Below are 21132 nucleotides of genomic sequence, written 5' to 3'. Positions count from 1 at the left end.
TCGCTTCTATGCGGCTTCCTGGAAGTCCATCTCCGGTGGCTGCTGTGAGAACCCGCGAGTCAGCACGCCCAGGTAAACCAGGCCGATCGCCAACCACACCAGGCCCAGATAGATCGCCAGATGATCGAGGCTGACCATCAACCACAGGTCCGCCAACAGGCCGATGAACGGGAAGACCAGGAACAGGATCAATTCACGCGCCCCCCGCTGCTTGGCGCCGATCCAGTAGTGGAAAATCACCGACAGGTTGACCAGGCTGAACGCCAGGAATGCACCGAAGTTGATGAACGAGGTGGAGGTGGTCACGTCCAGCTTCAACGCTAACAGGGCGACCACTGCACACAGCAGGATACTGTTGACCGGCGTACCGAAGCGCGCATGCAAAGCGCCGAAGAACGACTTGGGCAACACACCGTCGCGGCCCATGGCGAACAGCAAGCGCGAACCACTGGCCTGGGCCGACAGCCCCGAGGCGAACTGGCCGACAATCAGGCCGATCAGGAAGATCGACACGAACAGGTCGCCACCGATATTGCGCGCAATTTCATACGCCGCCGAATCCACATTGGCGAATTCGAACGACGGATGGGCAATCTGTACAAAGTAGGACACCGCCACGAAGATCAGGCCGCCAATCAAGGTGATCAACATGATCGCCCGTGGGATGGTGCGGCGTGGGTCGCGGGTTTCTTCGGTCAGCGTACTCACCGCGTCAAAGCCCAGGAACGAATAGCAAGCGATGGCTGCACCGCTCATGATCAACGGCATGTGCATCTGGCCGTTGAAGAAGGGGGCGATGGTCCACAGCGGCTTGCTTGCGTCACCACCGATGTAGTGAATGCACAGCACCACAAACGCAATCAGCACCAGGAACTGCACCAGCATCAGCAACGCATTGATGCCGTTGGCCAGCTTCAGACCGACGATATTGATGGCGCTGGTGATGCCGATAAAGGCCAGCACCCAGATCCACTGCGGCACCGCCGGGAACGCTGAATTGAGGTACGCCGCACCGATCAGCCAGATAGCCATGGGCAAGAACAGGTAGTCGAGCAACACCGCCCAACCCGCGATAAAGCCCAGTTTGGGGCTGATGGCCTTGCGCACATAGCTGTAGGCGGAACCGGCCACCGGAAACGCCGAAGCCATGCGCCCGTAACTCATGGCGGTGAAAAACATCGCCACCAGGGCGGCCAGGTAAGCGGCGGGGACCATGCCCGCAGTGGATTGCGCCAGGATGCCGAAGGTGCCGAGCACGATGATCGGCGTCATATAGGCGATGCCAAACAGCACCACCGACCCTAACGACAGGGTGCGTTGCAAACGAGCCATGGGTGATTCTCCGCGCAATTATTAGATTTATGGCAGAACTGAAGTGGGTGAAGCGGAATCTGTTTTTATGGTTGTCACCTGTGGCGAGGGAGCTTGCTCCCTCGCCACAACGGCATCCGTGCCACACGATCGGGTCAGGGTTTTGGGATCAAAAGCTCCCGGGTCCCGTCTGCGCGTTCAATCACCTCACCCGGCAATTTCATGCGCTGGTCATCCAGGTAGCGGTAATCCTTGCGAGCCGCCGCCAGTCGGTCGAGATCCAGCTCAACCGTGTATTGCCCTTCCTCACGCCCGGCTTCAAACAGCAGCGTGCCAAACGGGTCCACCAACGCACTGCCGCCAGCGAACACCAGGTCGCCATCGCCCTCTTGCACCCGGTTGACCATCAGCGCAAATGCCTGGTTTTCCTGGGCACGGGCCATGATCGCGGTGCGGTGGGTAGGCCCGTAGGGGTCCATGTTGCCGTTGGTGACAATCAGCAACTCGGCGCCCAATTGCGCCAGGGCGCGGGCAGTTTCGGGGAACTCGATGTCGTAGCAGATCAACAGGCCGACGCGCAGACCGTTCCACATACAGGTGGGGTAACGGTCGCCAGGATTGAACACACCGCGCTCCAACGGCCACAGGTGGGTCTTGCGGTACTTCAGGGCGATGCCTTCGGGATTGATCAACAAGGTCGCGTTGTAGAACTGGCCGCCATCATTTTCAGCGATGCCGATGACCACGGCGACGTTGCGCGCACGGGCGGCCTGGATAATCGCCTGCACGGTGGGGCCATCCAGCGGCTCGGCGATGGCCGCAACGGTCTCGGCCGTGGGGAAACCGGTCAGGTGGGTTTCCGGGAATACGATCAGTTGCGTATCGTCGGCGCAGGCAGCAATGGCCGCCAAGGCGCGCTCAAGGTTGTAAGCTGTATCGTTATCACGACCGGCCAACTGGGCAAATTCGACCTTCATGGGTATTCCTTGTTCTTTAGCTGTGCCGCAGTATGCGCAGCCTCAACCCACCAGGGAATCACGCGGCGGGGGTAACCCGATAGGGGTAGATCAATGACCATGTCGCTGCAAGACATCGCCTGGCACCGTGCGGTGGGGCAAATGATAGACGCGCTGGACCAGCCCAACTTCTGGACCCAGCTTGTCCGATTGCTGGACCAATACGTGCCGTCCGACAGCTGGGTAGCCCTGCTGTTCAGCAGCGCGCACCGACCGCTGGTGTTCGCCGAATGCCCAGGCGTCGACGGCACGCCGGACCACCTGTTCCAGGACTACCTCAACGGCCTGTACCTGCTCGACCCCTTCTACATCGCCAGCCGCGAACACGCGCGCACCGGGCTTTTGCGTCTGGCCGAAGTGGCGCCGGAACACTTTGAACTCACCGAGTACTACCAGCGCTACTTCCGCCTGAACGTGGTCGCTGATGAGATCCAATTCAATTGCCACCTGCCGGATGGGCGTACCCTGTGCCTGTCGCTGGGCTCGAAGCAGCGCTTTGACCCGCAGCAGATCGCCCTGCTATCGCTGATTCAACCCTGGGTCGTGAGCCTGCTGCGCCAACGCCTGCCCCATGAACTCAACCAGGTCAGCACCCCGCAGCCGATCCAGAATGATGACTGGGGCGCGCAACTCACTGCCCGCGAGCTGGATGTGGGCCGCTTGATGCTCAGCGGTTGCTCCAGCAAGGAAATCGCTCGTAAGCTGGAAATCTCTGTTGAAACCGTGAAAGTCCATAAGAAACACATCTACAGCAAGCTAGGGATCAAATCCCAGTCAGAGCTGTTCTCGATCTTTCTACAGGCGCAAAACGCCTAGCCGATGAGTCCGAACCAAGGAAAACCGTATGAGCCTGTCGTTATTAAGCCGTTACGCCTTCTTTGCCGTGTGCGTCATTTTCACCCTCGCCAGCCTCCCCTTTATCGAACACGAATGGCTGTGGCCGATCACCCTGGTCACGGGCGTGTTGAGCCTGATCGGTATTTTCGACCTGCTGCAAAGCCCCCACGCCGTGCGCCGCAACTACCCGATCCTGGGCAATATCCGTTACCTGGTGGAGGCCATCCGCCCGGAAATCCGCCAGTACCTGCTGGAGTCTGACAGCGACGCCCTGCCCTTCTCCCGGGCCCAGCGTTCACTGGTGTATTCGCGCGCCAAGAATGAAACCGCCGACAAACCGTTCGGCACCCTGATCGACGTGTACCAGTCGGGCTTCGAATTCATCGGCCACTCCATGCGCCCCGCGCCGTTGAGCGATCCCAGCGCGTTTCGCGTGATGGTCGGCGGCCCGCAATGCACGCAGCCGTACTCGGCATCGGTGTTCAATATCTCGGCGATGAGTTTTGGCTCGTTGAGTGCCAACGCGATTCGCGCGCTCAACCAGGGCGCCAAGCTGGGCAACTTTGCCCACGACACCGGTGAAGGCAGCATCAGCCCCTACCACCGTGAAAACGGCGGCGACCTGACCTGGGAACTGGGCAGCGGCTACTTCGGCTGCCGCACCAGCGACGGCCGTTTCGACCCGGAACGCTTCGCCGTGCAGGCGCAGAACCCGCAAGTGCGCATGATCGAAATCAAGATGAGCCAGGGCGCCAAACCCGGCCATGGCGGGATTTTGCCCAAGCACAAAGTCACCCAGGAAATCGCCGACACCCGCGGCATCCTGATGGGTGAGGACTGCATCTCGCCGTCACGCCACAGCGCGTTCTCCACGCCGATTGAACTGATGCAGTTCATCGCGCAACTGCGTGAACTGTCCGGCGGCAAACCGGTGGGCTTCAAGTTCTGCCTGGGCCACCCGTGGGAATTCATGGGCATCGCCAAGGCCATGCTCGAAACCGGCATCCTCCCGGACTTTATCGTGGTCGACGGCAAGGAAGGCGGCACCGGCGCCGCGCCCGTGGAATTCACCGACCACATCGGCGTACCGCTGCGTGAAGGCCTGCTGTTCGTGCACAACACCCTGGTGGGCCTGAACCTGCGCGACAAGATCAAGCTCGGCGCCAGCGGTAAGATCGTCAGCGCGTTCGACATCGCCAGCGTCCTGGCCATCGGCGCCGACTGGGCCAATTCGGCGCGGGGCTTCATGTTTGCCATCGGCTGCATTCAGTCCCAGAGTTGCCACACCAACAAATGCCCGACCGGCGTGGCCACCCAGGATCCACTGCGCCAACGTGCGCTGGTGGTGCCGGACAAAGCCCAGCGCGTGTTCAACTTCCACCGCAACACTCTCAAGGCCCTCGCCGAAATGCTCGCTGCTGCAGGCCTGGATCATCCGTCGCAGTTGTCGGCCAAGCACCTGGTACGGCGCATGTCGGCGACCGAGATCAAGCTGTTCTCGCAGTTGCATGTGTTCCTCAAGCCAGGTGAACTGCTGACCGGCGAGGTGAATGGCGAGTTCTATTCACGCATGTGGCAGATGGCACGGGCGGACAGTTTCGAGCCCCATGAAGTTGCCGCCGCGTAAGGAGCCGCACCGTGTTGAAGGTCATCGCCGAAGATTTCATCAAGCCTGAACATGTAGAAACCGTGCGCGGGTGGTACGCCGAGCTGGTGGAGAAAACCCGTCAGGAACCACTGTGTATCGCCTACGATTTGTTCATTGATCAAAAAGACCCAGGACACTTTATCTTTGTCGAGTTATGGCCCGACCAGGCAGCCCTCGACACCCATTGCCAGGCCGAACACTTCACCCGCCTGGTGCCGCAAATCAATGCCTATCAAGCCAAGCCGTGCAAAGTGCTGTTGATGGATGCGTTTTAAACAAAGACCAAGTCCTGCTGAACCGGACCACCGACGGCATCGTTGAAACAAGGAGATTCACATGCCGTTATTGGACTTCACTGCCATCGCCGAGCAACTGCCCGATACTTGGAAATCAACACGCCTGGGCCAGGTTGGCCCGGCGCGGATCAAGGTGCTGCGCATGGATGAGCAGGCGTATGTGGAGGAAACCCACGATTACAACGAGGGGTTGTTGGTGATCGATGGGTGTCTGCACTTGTCACTGGGCGGCGAACAGATCAAGGTCGGCGCCGGCCAGATGTATCTGGTAGAAGCCGGCACCGCCCATGCCGTGCTTGAAGGCAGCCATGGCACTCTGGTTATCCTGGATGTCTAGAGACATTCAGTAATACCCAACCTTTGCAATTGCTTACAAATACCGCCAACCTGCGCCCGCCCGACGTGCGGCGTACGACAACACGCGCATTCGCCTGTCATTACTAAACCTTTTGTTCAAGAGCCCGCTGCCATGCCGAACGGACGCGACCCGCGCATCGATTTTTTTCGGGGCCTGGCGTTGATCTTCATTTTCTGGGATCACGTCCCCCACAACCCCCTCGGCCAGATCACCCTGCGCAACATCGGTTTCAGCGATGCTGCGGAGGTGTTTGTGTTCCTCGCCGGTTACGCCGCCGTATTGGCCTACGGCAAGATCCTGCAACGTGATGGCTACTGGATTGCCACACTGAAAATCCTGCGTCGTACCTGGGTGTTGTACGTGGTGCATATCTTCTTGCTCGCGATGCTGATGGGCATCGTGTTCTTCGCCAACAGCCACGTGGAAACACGCGACCTGGTAGAAGAGATGGGCCTGACGCACTTCGTCACCCATCCGCAACAGGCCCTGACCGATGAGTTGCTGCTGCGCTTCAAGCCCAACCTGATGGACCCGTTGCCGCTGTATATCGTGCTGCTGGCCGGCTTGCCGCTGGTGCTGCCACTGATGCTGCGCAAGACCTGGATGGTAGTGCTCGGGTCAGCAACGATTTACCTGCTGGCACCCTGGATGGGCTGGAACCTGAGGGCAATTGCCGATGGCGTGTGGTACTTCAACCCGGTCACCTGGCAATTCTTGTTTGTGCTCGGTGGCGCGGCGGCTATCCAGGCGGGGAAGACACGTCCTGTGGACACGCGCCCGCTCGCGCAGCAACCCTTGTTCGTGGCGGCGGCCCTGTACGCGGTGGCCGCAGGTATCCTGACGCTATCGTGGCGCTGGCCGGAGGTGCATGACGCGTGGATGCCCGCGCAACTCAGCGACCTGCTCTACCCCATCAGCAAAACTGACCTGTCGCCCGTGCGCCTGCTGCATTTTCTCGCGTTGGCCTATGTCACGGCAAAGTTGCTGCCAGGCCGCGCATGGACCGAAAACTGGTTGGCGCAGCACACCTGTCGCATGGGCCGTTATTCGCTGGAAGTGTTTTGCCTCGGCGTGGTACTCGCGCCACTCGCGGACATGATCAATGCCTTGGCCGGCGATGCGTTCGCCATGCAAATACTGACAGCAATGGTCGGCGCGGCCTTGATGGTGATGCTGGCGATGTGGCTGGAATTCAACAAGCGACTGGATCAGTCGCTCAAATTGGCGACACGGACGCAATAGACCCAAGGGCCCGTTGCACGCAACGGGCCCTTCCAGGCATCAGGCCGAACGCGCCGAAGGCGAGGCCAGGTTGGTCGGTTGCAGCTTGAAGGCGTAGAACAACACCGTCAGCAATACCAGGAACGCCGGGCCCACATACAGCGCCACGCGGGTATCCGGGAAGTACGCCATCAGGCCCACCACCAGCACCAGAAATGCCAGGGCCAGGTACGAACTGACCGGGTACAGCCACATGCGGTACTTGAGCCCCGCCTGTTCGGCCGGGCTCAGGCCTTTGCGGAATTTGAGCTGGGCCAGCAGGATCATCAGCCAGGTCCAGATCGCGCCGAAGGTGGCGATGGACGTCACCCAGACAAACACCTGGTCCGGCACCAGGTAATTGAGCAGCACGCCCAGCAGCAAGGCGAAAATCGACAGCAACAGGGCTTTGCGCGGCACGCCATTACTGGAGGTGGTGCCGAAGGTGGCCGGGGCCTGGCCATTCTGCGCCAGGCTGTAGAGCATGCGCCCGGTGCTGAAGATGCCGCCGTTGCAGGAAGACAACGCCGCAGTGATCACCACGAAGTTGATGATGCCGGCGGCGGTCTTGATGCCCAGGCGCTCGAAGGTCATCACGAACGGGCTGCCCTGGGTACCGATTTCATTCCACGGGTAGATCGACAGAATCACGAACAACGCACCGACGTAGAACAACAGGATGCGCCAGAACACCGAGCCGATCGCACTGGGGATGGTCTTCTGCGGGTTGCGTGCTTCACCGGCGGTGAGGCCGATCATCTCCACGCCCAGGTAGGCGAACATCACCATTTGCAGCGACATCAGCACGCCCTGCACGCCGTTGGGCATGAAACCGCCATGGCTCCACAGGTTGGAAATACCCAACGCCACGCCGTCGTTGCCAAAGCCGAAGGCGATGATGCCGACGCCGCCGATGACCATCGCAATAATCGTGACGATCTTGATCAGCGCGAACCAGAATTCGAATTCACCGAAGGCTTTCACCGCAATGAGGTTGATGGTGCCCATGCTGATCAACGCCGCCAGGGCCCAGATCCAGCGCGGTGTGTCGGGGAACCACACGCCCATGTACACCGCCACGGCGGTGATCTCCGCCACGCAGGTCACCAGCCACAGGAACCAATAGTTCCAGCCGGTGAGAAAACCCGCCAACGGGCCCAGATAATCTTGGGCGTAACGGCTGAACGAACCGGCGACGGGGTTGTGTACCGCCATCTCGCCGAGGGCACGCATGATCACCAAAATGGCCAGGCCGCCGATGATGTACGACAGCATGATCGCCGGGCCGGCCATCTCGATGGCCTTGGCCGAGCCGAGGAACAGGCCGACACCGATACAGGCACCGAGGGCCATGAGGCGAATGTGCCGTTCGCCGAGTTCGCGTTTGAGCGGGCCGCCTTGAGCGGTCTCGCCATGGGGCAGTGGGTTGCCGACTGGCATAGGGGTACAACCTCATTTTGTTATTGGATTGTCCGTTGAGTTTCAAGGGAACAAGCCGGTGAGCCTGCGCCCTTGCCGAAACCGGAGCCGCCTCATGGGCGGGCCCTTCTTGCCAGGCAAGATCAGCGGGCATGCAGTATAAAAAGCTCTACATAGGTTCTTTCACCATAAAATCCATTCTATTTAGTGAAAGCAGCTGCTAAAAGCACAAACAACAGGAGCATATACCCTATGTCCCTGGCAATAAACAGCTAGCGAATCGTTGGGAGGTGTTGCAGGACAGCAGCGCTGGCGGCATTCGTTATTGCGCCCTGGGCAGCTCTATCTCAAGCCGTTCAATCAACGTTGAGTTTCCCCATGGATAAATCGGAAAGCTCGCGATGAAGGTCACGCAGCCAACGGGCAGGCTGGTGTTTTTCCAGCAGGACGCTACGAATGGAGCCCCTTCAACGCCAACAGGCTGACCGCGAGCTGATCAACGGCCTGATCGATCATCTTGCCAGCGACGCCCCTGAGGCGACGCTGCACATCCCGGCGCACAGCTCGGTGGACAACTGGTTGCGGTGCTACCGCAAAGCACAGAACGAACCTTGGCGCAAACAACAGTTGGCCTGGATCATCGATCCCGACAGCCAAGGCTTGCCCCTCCTGAGCCCTGGGCAAATCCTGCGTTTCTACGGCTACCCACAACCGCGCACGCCAGCCGAACGGGGCGTACTGTTGGATGCCTTGCGTACACGCCAGGGTTTCGCCGATACGCCCGGGACCCCAAAACTGCACAGCGCTTTCGAGCAGCTTCACCAAGACACGCAAACCCTGGCGCGTGAACTGCGCGCACTGGTCAGCCATCATGATTTGGCCGATGACCCCTTCAACTTACTCGCCTTATACCGAACGCGATGCCGGCTGACGTCGAATTCGTTCTGGGCCCGAGCCATGGGCCAAGCTGCCACCCTGTTGCAAGCCCTGATCGAACATCCACGCTTTATTGCCCTGGCACCCGCGAGTGACGTTTACACCTTTGATCCCACCGCAGGCACCCTCAGCGGCACGTCAGTCGAGATCAGCCATGCACAGCTCTTGGCGCTCCCGCCGCAAGCCCGGTTTGACGAGCTCATGGCCGTCGCCGGGCGCCTGCAAACCTTCATTCATCAGGACGGCCGCTTCAGCCTGGCGCAACTGCTCAACCTGCATCAACTGCCACTGCCCGCGAGCCGCGAGGATGCCTGGGATGTGATCGAGCAACTGCAACAGGCTGAACCGCTGGCGGTGCCGCCCGCCTGCGACTTCGCCAACTCCGACGTAGCATTGTTGCACTACGACCAGCCCCTCGCTGCCCACGCTAAACCGCGCTGGGGCAATTACTGGGAAACCCTGGGGTTGCCCAAGCCGAGCGCGCTGACGCTCTCGGCGCAGCAACGCACCGCAGTCAGGGAGGTGGTCGCGGCTTTTCTGCCCGACTCAATCAATGGGCTGCTGACCATGTTGTTGGGCCCCTTGGAACCCTCTGAACCTGATGAAAGCCTGCATCAATTACTCAACAGCCCACGCGCGCAGGCACTGGCCGACCGCCTGATCAGCGCGGTCGGCTGGTACGGCCAGGGGCCCGATGAACCGACCAACCGCGCCAGCCGTGACGCGCTGGTACTGGGCGCGCTGATACTCAGCCTGGACCCCCACGCCGGCGAAGTTCGCTATCGCGTGGCCGGTCTCGACCTCAATCACAGCGACTTCTGGGGGCGCGATTACGTCGAGCTGCGTCAAACGGTCGAATTACACCTGATCGACCGGGGTGTCGCCACCGCGCGCACTACGGCCCTTGCCGCCCACCTGCTACTGGCAGGTGTAGCGCCCGAATGCGTGGTGCGCGACATTCCAGCCTCGTTGTACTTCATGAGTTCCTACGCCTGGATGATCTTCAAGCAAGGCGTTCTACAGGCCGAGGCGCTGGTCAGTGGCGCAGCGCGACACATGACATTTATCGAGGTCATGACCCTGGCGACCCAGGAGGCCGCCGCCGATGAACAGCTGTGGTACGAACACTGCGCCACCACCAGCCTGATTGATTGGGGCGTTGCCCGGAATCTACTGCACCCTGTGCCCGAAGGTCTGGCCTATTCGCTCGCCGCCATCGAGGCGTTGAAACAGCAACTGGCACCGCGCATGCAAGCCCTCAGGTCCGCCAGCCAACAATTGACCACTGCGCTGGTGACGCGCCGCGCCATGGCCCTGGCCGATTTGCAACGCGTCTTTCCCAAGCACCCCTTGCTGAAAAAACAATGCCTGCAATGGGTCAAGGGCGTCGGCAAAGCCCCGCCGTTTCGGCGCGCCCACCCTTCCCCCCAAAGCCTGGTGGACCTGCACATCAGCGGAGACCTGGCGCCGATCCGCCCAGAATGGCACTCGACCGACCGACAACTTGATCTCGCGCGGCTCAAACCCGGTTTCAAATACCTGAACAACATCAGTGCCCAGTTCAACCACGCCGCCGACGCCTACGTGACACGCCTTAAAAGCGCCTATACCCACGCCATACAGTACCTGTTGTCGCAACTGCCCCTGGCTGACAGGCAACTGCTGCTGCACGGCGAACTGCAACTGTGGGTGCTTCGCCAGCCCGCCAAGGTGCCTCTGGACCAGGAGTCAGTCGTGGATAAAATGGCGCGCACCGGGCGTTACGGGGTCCTGCTACGTTGCGAGCAGCGCCCGGTGGTGACGTATTACGAGCTGTTCCCGATGCTCAACCACGTGCGCAAGAACCCAGGCCTGCCCATCAGCCTGCAAGCAGGCGGGCAGCCGCTGTCCTTCAACACCGGCAGCCCCACCAGTACTCACCCACGCAGCCAGTTGTATATCGGCAGTCGATTGGCCATTGACTGGTCGGCTTACGCCAAGGGTTCACAGCCCAAGACGGAGCAATGGGCAACCGTGATCACCGACCCGTTGCCCGTTGATATCCCCCAGGCCAGTGACGCAGCTTTTGATTTCGATTCACCGCGATGCCAGGCAATCGCCCAGGCGATCACGCGCCAGCACTTGTTTCTCGATATTGATGCATTGCTTGTGCAGGCACGCGGGTCCAACATCCTAGAGGATCAACAACGCATCAACGATGCCCTGATACGCAACCTGCTCAACCTGGTCCCCTTCTGGTCCTGCGTGCAAGACCTGCGCTCGGGCGATACCCGCCAGGCCATTGAGGGCGCATGGAGCTGTTTCTTCGATGTACTGGGGGTGTTTGCCCCCACTCAAGTGTTTGCCTCGCGCACACTGTCTACCCTGGGCAAAACCTTGCCGGCCAGCCGTAAACTGCTGCAACTGGCATCACTCAGTGCGCGCTATGTGAACGCAACGTTCAACCCACTCGACGGCTTACCGTCGCTGGTGCGCCTCGGCGTCCACGGCTGGGTAAGGCTGAGCAAAGCCGGGCGCCACTTGATGGACACTGCACTGGGGCACGCGCGGCAACGCTTGGCCAAGGGCAGTGGCCGGGACTACAGCCGCCTGCTCGAACGGGCCGATGTGGATAACGCGCGCTTGTTTCATGCCGAGACGGTAACCCACCTGCCGGTCATCCATCGTCCCGCAGCCTGGTATGGCTTCGACCCTTTCAGCAGCCGGCCCTATGGCCCGCCACTGGGTGACCTGCGCCTGGATTCGGCGCTGGTCACCCACCCGATGCGCAGCGTCGACGGCTATCAGGCCCGTGTGGTGAAGCGCCTGTTTGAAACGCCGCCGTTGATCATCCCCCGTGCCGACGCCACCGACCTTCTTGAGCGTAATCAGCTCTGGCGATTGGCCCCGCACAACCGCGCACAGTTGAACGACATCACCAGCGCCGCCTATATTCGACTCAGCGATGCCCTTGAGAGCACCTGCCCGCTCGGCCGGGCAAAACGCAGCCCGGTGCCCATTGTCTGCTTCAGCAAAAAACTCTATCCCTTCCTGGGCTCCATCCATAAACGCCGGGTCCAGGCCCTGGACCATATCCGACTGATTCCAGGGCCGGTCATCGGGGGCGCCAACCGCCGGCTGGTGTTGCACCGCCGGGTATACGAGGTCGTCGTGACGCTGAACGACTTCGAACTTCGGCCGCTGCGGCCCCGCACGCCATTGACCTACAAACAGCAGGTCAGCGGCCAACGTATCGACAATGAAATGCAGTTCGGCCTGCCCGGCGACGACTTCGATTTCGTCCTGAACCGGCAGACCCAAGTCGTGCGCCTGGAGGGCATTTTCGACGGGATCGAAGACAGCCGCACCCTGCGAGCAGCGGTCATCACCTTGCCAGGCAGCCCGAATGGCACCCAGTGGGTCGTCGAGGCCGACACCGGCGTGTTTTACGCGACCACCGCCACACCGGCGGGGGCGTTGCAGTTCCAGCAACTGGATTACAGCCTGGGCGGTGAAGACACTGCACTAATCGGGGCTTTCTGCGACTGGCGCAACCAGTATTTGAAAGCCGGAGGGCTGATCCCGGACCAGCCGCTGGTCGCCCTGCCCACCCTAGAAACCCTTTATCGCCAACTGACACGGCGTGGTTTTGATGCCGCTCGCATGGCGAGGCTGCGCACCAAGGCCAGCCGACTGAGCGTAATCAAACAACGGGAATTATTACTGAACGCCTCCGACCAGGGCCGGCGCCTGGACATCCAAGTGGTCAACCGACCGATCCAGCTGGACATCTGGCCACCCCGGCCGAACGTGCCCGATGGCGCCAACGCCCAACAGATCAATCAGCATTTGGCGCAGAAGGCTAACGCGAGCACCTTGGCCGTGGTGGAAAAAACCGGCGTTGGCTCAGCCAACACCCTCGGCATGGGCGCCGCCGAAATGCAGCGTTGGCGGGTAGCCGAGCCCGTCGTGATGTGGGAGTACAGCAAAATGGGCCATCCCAATTACACCGAAGTCATCCTCAAGACAGGCGCAGGCAATTGCGACCAAATGGCCCACATCGCCTGCGAGATGATCCGCACAAACGGCGGTACCGCGCGTGTCTGGGGCACACGGCCGGCTGGGCATGCGTTTGTCGTGGTGGGCACACCACCGCCAGGCTTGGTACAAACTATCAACTTCGGTGAAGTCGGGTGGGACGACGTGTGGATCTGCGACCCGTGGTCGACGGTCACCAGCGCCGCGGCTGATTACATCCACGCACTGAATATCAAAATGATCGAATGGGACCTGCTGGATATCTCGGTGTTTTTCAACGATGCCGGGGCTTATCGATGGGCGCGAGCCAATGATCCGGCCTGGCTCGCACGCCTGACCCTCAGCGATAAGCTGCCAATACCTTAAAACGCCAGGATCGCCGCCATCGACTAAGCTTTCAGCAAGTCCGATCAATCTGCGTGCAGGATCAATCGACTATGGGCGCACTGTGGCAAACCGACTCGACCCAGGCTGCGAAAGTACAAGGCAGTTCGGACCCAGCGCCGTCACCCGAAAACAAACCCCGGCCCCGTTACGCCCGCCGCCTGTTCTGGCTCATTGTGCTGATGGGCCTGATTGCCCTGGGGTTTGCCGCCGCCAAGGAAATGCGCACCTCACGCCTGCAGGCCCAGGAACTCAGCCGCCTGGCCCGCGACCTGACCTATCAGGTCAAACCCGGCCCCAGTGACGCCATTGCCTACCCCGGCGCCGGCCCATTCGACCGCCGCCTGGGCTACAGCGACCTCGATACGTTCCTGCCGCGCTTGCTCAAGCGCGGGTATGTGATCGAGGCCCAGGCACGTTTCTCGCCTGAATTGATGGACTACAGCGCCAAGGGACTTTTTGTGCCCTATGCGGAAAAAATCCAGGCGGGATTGTCGATCACCGATTGCCGTGCAGTGCCGTTGTATCAGTACAACTACCCGCAACAGCTGTACGCCAGCTTCGCCGCGATCCCGCCGTTGGTGACCAACAGCCTGTTGTTTATCGAAAACCGCGACCTGCTCGATCCAGCCCAACCCCAGGCCAACCCTGCCGTGGACTGGCCGCGGTTTGCCAAGGCGGCGTGGTCGCAAGTGGCCAAGCTGTTACACCTGCCGGGCCAGAGTGCCGGCGGGAGCACCCTGGCGACCCAGTTGGAAAAATACCGCCATTCGCCGGACGGCTTGACCCTGTCGGGCGGCGAGAAACTGCGGCAGATGTTTTCCGCCGCCGTGCGCGCCTATCACGATGGGCCGCAGACCCTGCCTGCACGGCAGAATATCCTGCGCGACTACCTCAACAGCGTGCCGCTGTCCGCCGTGCCCGGCCATGGCGAAGTGCATGGCATGGCCGAAGGTTTACGGGTGTGGTACGGCGCCGATTTCAACCAGGTCAACCAGGCGTTGGTAGGACCGGTAAGCGCGGAGCAAGGCTTGGCATTGCGCCAAGTGTTGTCGCTGATCATCGCCCAGCGTCGGCCGTCGTATTATTTGGCCAAGGGCCGCGAGGAACTGGCGCAGCTCACCGACAGCCACCTGCGCCTGCTGGCCCAGAACGACGTGATCGAACCGGCGCTGTTGCAGGCCGCACTGGCGAGCCAGGTCACTTATCGCGACTGGGCGCAACAGCCCACGATTCAACCGATCGAAACCAACAAAGGCATCAGCGTCGCCCGCAGCCGCCTGGCCGCCCTGCTCGACCGGCCGCTGTACGACCTGGACCGCCTGGACCTGTCCGCGACCTCCACCCTGCAAGCAGAGCTGCAAGGCCAGGCCACCGACTACCTGCGGCATCTAGCCGACCCGGAGTACGCCCGTCAGATCGGCCTGCTCGGCGAGCGCCTGCTCACCCCGGCCAGCACCGCGCAAGTGCGCTACAGCTTTACCCTGTTCGAACTGACGCCGGACGGCTCGCGCGTGCGCGTGCAGACCGACAACACCGACCAGCCCTTCGACATCAATGAAGGCAGCAAGCTGGAACTGGGCTCCACGGCTAAGCTGCGCGTGCTCACGACGTACCTGCAAATCATCAGTGAACTGCACGACAAGTACGCGGCGAAGGCGCCGGTCGAGCTGAAGAAAATCCCGGTGGATGACCAGGATCGCCTGAGCCGCTGGGCCCTCGATTACCTGATCCAGGCACCGGACAAATCCCTGGCAAAAATGCTCGACGCCGCCCTCGATCGCACGTATTCCGCCAACCCCGGCGAACGCTTTTTCACCGGCGGCGGCCTGCACACCTTCCACAACTTTCGCAGCCAGGACAACGGCCGCAACCCGACCTTGCGCGACGCCCTGCGCGAGTCGATCAACCTGCCGTTCATTCGCCTGATGCGCGATGTGGTGCGCTATGTCACCTACTCCGGTGAAAACAACAGCGCCGAACTGCTCAAGGACGATAGCGACCCGCGCCGCCAGGAATACCTCGCCGGGTTTGCCGACCGTGAAGGCACCACCTTCCTGCGCAAGTTCTGGAAGAAGTACCAGAAAAAAGACACCCAGGCGCGCCTGGAAACCTTCCTCGACAGCCTGCGCCCCACGCCGATCCGCCTGGCCGCCGTGCACCGCTATTTGCTGCCAAATGCCAGCCAGGCGAGCTTCAACCTGTTCGTGCGCGCCCACATGACCGGCGTAAAAACCACGGTCAAGCTCACCGATGAACGCCTGGAAAAACTCTACAAGGACTACGGCCCCGGCACCTACGACCTGCCCGACCAAGGCTATATCGCCAAGGTGCACCCGCTGGACCTGTGGCTGCTGGGTTACCTGCTCAACCATCCCGAAGCGACCTTTACCGACGCGGTCAAGGCCAGCCAGTTCGAGCGCCAGGAGGTTTACAGCTGGCTGTTCAAGAGCCGCCATCAAAGCGCACGGGACAGCCGCATCCGCACCATGCTGGAGATCGAGGCGTTCCTCGATATTCACCAGCGTTGGCGAGACGTGGGCTACCCCTTCGACCACTTGGTGCCGTCGCTCGCCACCGCCATCGGCAGCTCCGGCGACCGCCCTGCCGCGTTGGCGGAGCTGATGGGGATCATCCTCAATGACGGCGTGCGGCCCCGCGTGTTGCGCATCGACAGCCTGCACTTCGCCGCCGATACTCCCTACGAAACCCGCGTGGTCAACGACCCGGCGCCGGGCAAGCAGGTGATTCCCGTAGACGTGGCCAGGGCCCTGCGCGGCGCACTGTCCCAAGTGGTGGACGCCGGCACCGCCAAACGCGTGGCCGGCAGTTTCAAACTGGCCGACGGCACGCCGCTGGCCATGGGCGGCAAGACCGGCACCGGCGACAACCGCATCGAGGCGATTGGGGCGGGCGGACGAATTCTCAGCTCCAAATCCATCAACCGCACTGCGACCTTTGTGTTCTACCTGGGCGCACACCACTTCGGCACATTGACGGCCTTTGTGCCCGGCCAATCGGCGGAGCATTTCACCTTTACCTCGGCGTTGCCCGTGCAGGTGCTCAAGGGCATGGCGCCGATCCTGATGCCCTACCTGCAACCGGGCGACCTGACGCAGTGTCAGCCCAGTGTTTTAGTCGACACTGAAAAACACCCGCCGCGCCAAGGCCAATTGAATCTCTGAGCGATGGATCTCCAGGGTTTGCTGCGCGCGCCCGGTCTGCCCCATACGCATGCGCGCAAATGCCTGCGCCTCGGCTTGTGCCTGGGCCTGGCGCCCCAGCCGTGCCTGCTCAGGGGTCTTGAGGTGCGCGGCAGTGAAATGATCGTCCGGGCCCTGGCCGCGTGCGTAGTGAAAATGCGCGTAGGCCAGCGTTTTTCCGGTGTGGGCATCGTTGACCGCATACACCTGCAAATAGTCATCGCGACGGCCCTTGAGCGCGACACGTGAACCCTCACGCAAGATGCTCACTTGATGTTGCTGGTGCAAAAACGCAACGTCATCCTGGTTCAAGGGTTTGCCCAGGGTAGCGCGAATGCGTGCCGCCAGACCGGCAGACTCCAGGCGTGTCACCACCTTGCGCAACTCGGCTTCGGCGGTGCGCGCTTTGGTTTGCTGTACAGCAGCCAGGCGGATGTTGCCCTCGTCGTTGAGCTTTTCGCGGATTTTGTTGGCCACCCACAGGCGGCGGCGGGCCTCGGCTTCGAGCAGGTCCTGAAGAGAAGCCGGGGTGTTTGCTCGCGCCGCCAGCGTGTCAACCTTGGTGATGGTGCTGTCAACGTCTTGCAGCAACGCATGGGCGGTTTTCACCAGGCTGCCCAGTTCCGGGTCAGGGCGCGCAGGGGCAGGCACTGGCTCCCAGACACCGTCATCGGCCTCGGTAAAGGTGCCGATCACACTGCCGGTGGCATCGGTCAATTGCGCCGTCGTACGGGCGGCCGGTTCCGTGCGGGCCACAAGTAGGTCGCGGTTACGCGTGCGGATGATCTTCTTGCGCGGGCTGGTGCCAGGCGCGGGTACAGTCGCTTCAACTGATGCAGGCTGCAACAACGCACTCAGGTCACGCTCGACTTGCTGGTGCAAGCCCGTGAGCAATTGCTGGAGTTTCTCCAAATACTCCAGGTCGAATTTCTCTGGCTCCATGGCGCGCCAGAATTCGATCTGGTCATCGGTCTGGGCAAAGATGTGGTTGATGCTGTCGAGCAGTTCAATCTGCTCGGCATCGCTGGCCTGTACCTGTGCGCGTTCCGCCAGCGAGCGGCTGGCCCAACGCGCGCGGACAACGGTCGTCGACAGGCGCTCAAACACATCGTCCTCGAACACCGTGTCGGGCGTATCGATAGCCAGCCCCCACAAAGTGCTCAATTGCAGGGATTGCAGGTCTAGCAGCGAAGGGCGTGCCGGCGTCTGGGCGAGCAACGCCGCACTTTTGTCACGTCCGAACCGGGGCACTTCGCGCAGTTCATTCAGGTAGCGATCTTCCTGGCTGCGCCAGCGGATAGCACTGTCGTAACTGGCCGCCAATGCGCGCATGCCCTGGTTCAGCGCGGCGTGGGCTTGTTCGTCGCCGCTGTCGTTGTCAGAACGGTTGAGCAGTGGCACCACACGGGTATTGGCCAGGCGCACTTCACTGCTCAAGTGGATATCGAGCAGTTGCAGCGTGAGCACAAGCGATTCCAGCAGTTGGCTCAGCTCCTCTTCATGCCTGGGCCGGCGCGCCCGTTGGTGCAAGCGTTGCAGCAGCTGCAACTCCTTGATCGATTGCCGCACCTTGTCCTCCAGCGCCTGACGATAGCGCGCTCTAAAACTGCTGAGTTGTTGCTCATCCAGCCCGCTTTGCTGCGTCAGGTTGCGGGCAATCTCCATCGCCCGCTGCGCGCGGGTACGTTCGGTCATCGCCTGCTGGTACTGGGCTTCCAACTGCTTGAGGTCCGGCACAGCCTCCTCCACAGCGTCAGCGCCACCGCTGAGGCGCAATTGCAAGTCGATGTCCCATTGGCCCGAGTTCACCGCCTTAAGCCACGGGCCAGGGCGACTGCCATCGACGCTGACCACCCGCACCCGCCCTTGCTCCATGCGCACGCGAAATTGCTGGCCGCGCACCAGTGCCTGCCATTGCTGCCCAACCCGCAGCAAGCCTTGCCATTGACCCCGTTGTTCGGCGCCGGGCAGTGCCCTGGGCCAGGGCGCGGGATAGCTTTTCAGGCTCAATGCAGTGAGTCGCGCCTGCATGGCGGGGGTCAGGGCATCACGGGCATTGGCCCAGGCGGCGGGTGCGACGAACTGCGCGGGCGCCTGGATTCGCCGGGGCGGCAAGACGACAGGATCGACCTGCGGCGCAAACACCGGATGCTCCAGCGCCACATGCCGCTGCACATCATGGGGCGCGGCCTGGTGCGCGACGATCACCGTCAGGTTCACCAGCATATCCAGCAGCGCCGCGTTACGCGCTTGCGGATCGGCGCCTTGCAAGGCGACGATGTCCTGATCGGCACTGTCCATCAGTTGCACCAGCCAGCCCGCCAACATCAGCGGCCCAGCCAACAGCGGTTGCAGGGTGCCGAACAGCAGCCAGCCGATGAGCTTGAGGCTGGCCCAGCGTTGTTCGGCATTCGACACCGATTGACGGTCGGCCAGCGCCACCAGCGCCTGCGCCATGCTGGTAAACAATTGCTGCGCCGGGTCTGTGCTGGACAGGGCTTTGCTCAACTGCGCGGGAGCCGGTTTCGCATAACGGGTGAACTCATCGCCCGCCAGGAAATGCCGCACATGGGGCTCACGAAAACCGCCGTGGGCGTACACCGCCTGGCGCCGGGATTCGATCCAGGTCAACACGCTGTCCTGGATCGCCCCCGGTTGCCTGATCGCCTCGCATAAAGCCTCCAGCGAGGGGTATTCCAGCACCGCTGGCTCGAACAAGGGCCGGTACAACACGTGGCAACCGTCGTCGCCGTGGTGCGGGCCGATGATGAACATATTCGCCACCGTATCCGCCGCCGCAGCAGGCGTAGCCTTGAACGCCAACGGCCAGAGCGCCATACCCTGGCGCTCGGCGGCCGTGGCGCGCAACGCCGCTCGCACGCGCCGAAACCCCTCGGCGGTAAGGCCATGCTTACCGGTAATTTGCCATTCCAGCACCTGCATCGGCAGTTGAATGCGCAGTTGCCGGCTGAAACGCTGGCGGCGGCGCGCCACCTCGGCAGCGTCATCCACCAGGTGTTTTTTCAACAGCGCCGGATAGGGCCTGGCCGACATCGACCTGCGTCACACAGCCCTTGAGCGTGTCGTAACTCAGCCACGCCGGGTGGACCGCCTTGGCGGCATACGGGAACCCGGCGAGGTTTTCCTGGGCCAGTTCGGTCAGCGTCACCTCGATACGCTCGACCTCGCCGGCGATGAAGCCCCCTTGAGACGGCACCGCGGCGGCGATCACCCGCTCGAAGGTCAGCCTGACATCGCCCGGCACGAGCGTCGCTGCCCTGGGAATCTTGCGCAGGCAGGCCTGCAGTTGCTGCTCGGCATAGTCTTTCAGCGTAGGGATGCCCTCCAGAAAGTTTGCCGTCCCCTGTTGCTGACGATCAAGGACCAAGGCCTGCAACAGTTGCGCGTAGGCAATACAGGCAGCGGTATCCGCATGGGCCAGCCACAGCGGCAGCTTTTCCTGCAAAAACTGTTGGCGCTCTGTCAGCGGCACCACGAACCAGCGCTGGCTGTCGGTGATCAGGCTCAGCAGCGCTGTGTAGTCCTCCAGCGAGCGCGGCACCTTGGGGCTCAGGCTTGCGATTTGCAGCAACTGGCGCTGCAAGTAACTGGCGGCCAAGGCATCGAACGGGTCGCCCTGGACGTCGGCGGTAAACCATTGCCCAACGCTGGGTGTGTAGGCGGGCAATAACCCTTGCAGTGCGTCCAGGCTGTCCAGCCATTGCACGCCGCTGGCGGGGCTGAACAACAAAAAGCCGGGCTGGGAAGGTTGGCTGAACAGCAACACCGGCAGCATCTGCGCCGGTTGCTGTAGGTGCACGGTTTGCACGCGCAACGTCGCGCCGTGGGCGCTCCACAACCGATCAGGGCGCAGCGGATGGATGTGCGCCTTGGGGAATATCGCCTCGAACCGTGCCTGGCTCATGCCGGACGGGCGGGGCGAGTCGTAAAACATTTCCAGCAACTGATCCGACAAGTAGCCCCAGCGCGTCATGTCCACCGGCAGCGCGTCACGCCACCAGGCTTGCAGGCGCAGCGCGTAAAAGTCCAGCAACTCGGCGCCACAGCGGTTGATCAACGCCTCCAACTCGGCATGGCTCGGACCGCCCGGCACGTAGTCTTCGCGCAGACGTTGCAGCACTTGGTGATGGTGCTCGACCAACCACGTCGGGCTGGCCGTAGATAAACGCTCCAGCACCCACTCGAACAGCGGTCGATAGGGTCCGCCGGGGGCAACGATATACAGGTGGCTCGCGTTGTAATGACGCCCGGCAAAATGCAAGTCCAAGTAGGCCTGCGCACTGTCGGCGGCGACGTCATTCAGGGACGGGGGGTCGCTGAACAGGGTCAGCACTTCGCCGATGTGTACTTGGCGCACGGAGGTATCGGAAGCAGTCATCAAAGGGGTCTCGATAAGGTTTAAGCCTGATCCTAACGTCGCCCACCC

General features: G+C 61.8%; 12 protein-coding genes. 7 read left to right on the top strand and 5 right to left on the bottom strand.

Annotated features, from left to right (window positions below; genetic code table 11):
- Positions 1 to 6: 6 nt before the first annotated feature.
- A complete protein-coding gene (locus tag AYR47_RS12845) occupies positions 7 to 1332 on the bottom strand; it encodes an APC family permease (protein ID WP_033896383.1) in 1326 nt (441 codons plus the stop codon).
- Positions 1333 to 1466: 134 nt separating this feature from the next.
- On the bottom strand, positions 1467 to 2288 hold the full coding sequence (locus AYR47_RS12840) for a carbon-nitrogen hydrolase family protein (RefSeq protein WP_061435461.1): 822 nt from the start codon (positions 2286 to 2288) through the stop codon (positions 1467 to 1469).
- Between the two features lie 93 nt (positions 2289 to 2381).
- Here AYR47_RS12840 and AYR47_RS12835 point away from each other — a divergent pair, with 93 nt between their 5' ends.
- The 5 genes from AYR47_RS12835 to AYR47_RS12815 all read left to right on the top strand — a co-directional run bounded on the left by AYR47_RS12835 (position 2382) and on the right by AYR47_RS12815 (position 6708).
- Complete coding sequence (locus AYR47_RS12835) at positions 2382 to 3143, top strand: helix-turn-helix transcriptional regulator (RefSeq protein WP_061435459.1); 762 nt, start codon at positions 2382 to 2384, stop codon at positions 3141 to 3143.
- 28 nt (positions 3144 to 3171) lie between these two features.
- Positions 3172 to 4791: an FMN-binding glutamate synthase family protein gene (locus tag AYR47_RS12830; RefSeq protein ID WP_033896380.1), complete on the top strand. Its 1620-nt coding sequence runs from the start codon at positions 3172 to 3174 to the stop codon at positions 4789 to 4791.
- A gap of 11 nt (positions 4792 to 4802) precedes the next feature.
- Positions 4803 to 5087, top strand: a complete 285-nt coding sequence (locus tag AYR47_RS12825; RefSeq protein WP_033896379.1) for a putative quinol monooxygenase — start codon at positions 4803 to 4805, stop codon at positions 5085 to 5087.
- Between the two features lie 61 nt (positions 5088 to 5148).
- Complete coding sequence (locus AYR47_RS12820; RefSeq protein WP_033896378.1) at positions 5149 to 5445, top strand: cupin domain-containing protein; 297 nt, start codon at positions 5149 to 5151, stop codon at positions 5443 to 5445.
- Positions 5446 to 5577: 132 nt separating this feature from the next.
- The gene (locus AYR47_RS12815) at positions 5578 to 6708 is read left to right on the top strand and encodes an OpgC family protein (protein WP_061435457.1); all 1131 of its coding nucleotides are present in this window, start codon (positions 5578 to 5580) and stop codon (positions 6706 to 6708) included.
- Between the two features lie 39 nt (positions 6709 to 6747).
- Here the strand turns inward: AYR47_RS12815 and AYR47_RS12810 are convergent, their stop codons facing one another.
- Positions 6748 to 8166 (bottom strand): amino acid permease, encoded by a 1419-nt coding sequence (locus AYR47_RS12810; protein WP_033896376.1) that lies wholly within the window; start codon positions 8164 to 8166, stop codon positions 6748 to 6750.
- A gap of 435 nt (positions 8167 to 8601) precedes the next feature.
- Here AYR47_RS12810 and AYR47_RS12805 point away from each other — a divergent pair, with 435 nt between their 5' ends.
- A complete protein-coding gene (locus tag AYR47_RS12805; protein ID WP_061435455.1) occupies positions 8602 to 13464 on the top strand; it encodes a hypothetical protein in 4863 nt (1620 codons plus the stop codon).
- A gap of 71 nt (positions 13465 to 13535) precedes the next feature.
- Positions 13536 to 16667: a transglycosylase domain-containing protein gene (locus tag AYR47_RS12800; protein WP_061435453.1), complete on the top strand. Its 3132-nt coding sequence runs from the start codon at positions 13536 to 13538 to the stop codon at positions 16665 to 16667.
- On the opposite strand, the gene AYR47_RS12795 is transcribed toward AYR47_RS12800, so the two are convergent.
- Both AYR47_RS12795 and AYR47_RS32935 read right to left on the bottom strand, forming a co-directional pair.
- Complete coding sequence (locus tag AYR47_RS12795) at positions 16617 to 19739, bottom strand: hypothetical protein (RefSeq protein ID WP_237142550.1); 3123 nt, start codon at positions 19737 to 19739, stop codon at positions 16617 to 16619. The genes AYR47_RS12800 and AYR47_RS12795 overlap by 51 nt on opposite strands.
- Positions 19690 to 21084, bottom strand: coding sequence for a hypothetical protein (locus tag AYR47_RS32935; protein WP_237142549.1), 1395 nt, complete (start codon positions 21082 to 21084; stop codon positions 19690 to 19692). The genes AYR47_RS12795 and AYR47_RS32935 overlap by 50 nt, the downstream gene beginning before the upstream one ends.
- Between the last annotated feature and the right edge of the window lie 48 nt (positions 21085 to 21132).

The organism is Pseudomonas azotoformans, assembly GCF_001579805.1.
Classification (GTDB): Bacteria; Pseudomonadota; Gammaproteobacteria; order Pseudomonadales; family Pseudomonadaceae; genus Aquipseudomonas; species Aquipseudomonas azotoformans_A.
This window is presented reverse-complemented; position numbering and strand designations above follow the sequence as displayed.

Bases quoted from the DNA above. Each gene is read 5' to 3' on its own strand.
- AYR47_RS12845 (WP_033896383.1), bottom strand. From the start codon at position 1,332: ATGGCTCGTTTGCAACGCACCCTGTCGTTAGGGTCGGTGGTGCTGTTT.
- AYR47_RS12840 (WP_061435461.1), bottom strand. From the start codon at position 2,288: ATGAAGGTCGAATTTGCCCAGTTGGCCGGTCGTGATAACGATACAGCT.
- AYR47_RS12835 (WP_061435459.1), top strand. From the start codon at position 2,382: ATGACCATGTCGCTGCAAGACATCGCCTGGCACCGTGCGGTGGGGCAA.
- AYR47_RS12830 (WP_033896380.1), top strand. From the start codon at position 3,172: ATGAGCCTGTCGTTATTAAGCCGTTACGCCTTCTTTGCCGTGTGCGTC.
- AYR47_RS12820 (WP_033896378.1), top strand. From the start codon at position 5,149: ATGCCGTTATTGGACTTCACTGCCATCGCCGAGCAACTGCCCGATACT.
- AYR47_RS12815 (WP_061435457.1), top strand. From the start codon at position 5,578: ATGCCGAACGGACGCGACCCGCGCATCGATTTTTTTCGGGGCCTGGCG.
- AYR47_RS12810 (WP_033896376.1), bottom strand. From the start codon at position 8,166: ATGCCAGTCGGCAACCCACTGCCCCATGGCGAGACCGCTCAAGGCGGC.
- AYR47_RS12805 (WP_061435455.1), top strand. From the start codon at position 8,602: ATGGAGCCCCTTCAACGCCAACAGGCTGACCGCGAGCTGATCAACGGC.
- AYR47_RS12800 (WP_061435453.1), top strand. From the start codon at position 13,536: ATGGGCGCACTGTGGCAAACCGACTCGACCCAGGCTGCGAAAGTACAA.
- AYR47_RS12795 (WP_237142550.1), bottom strand. From the start codon at position 19,739: ATGTCGGCCAGGCCCTATCCGGCGCTGTTGAAAAAACACCTGGTGGAT.
- AYR47_RS32935 (WP_237142549.1), bottom strand. From the start codon at position 21,084: ATGACTGCTTCCGATACCTCCGTGCGCCAAGTACACATCGGCGAAGTG.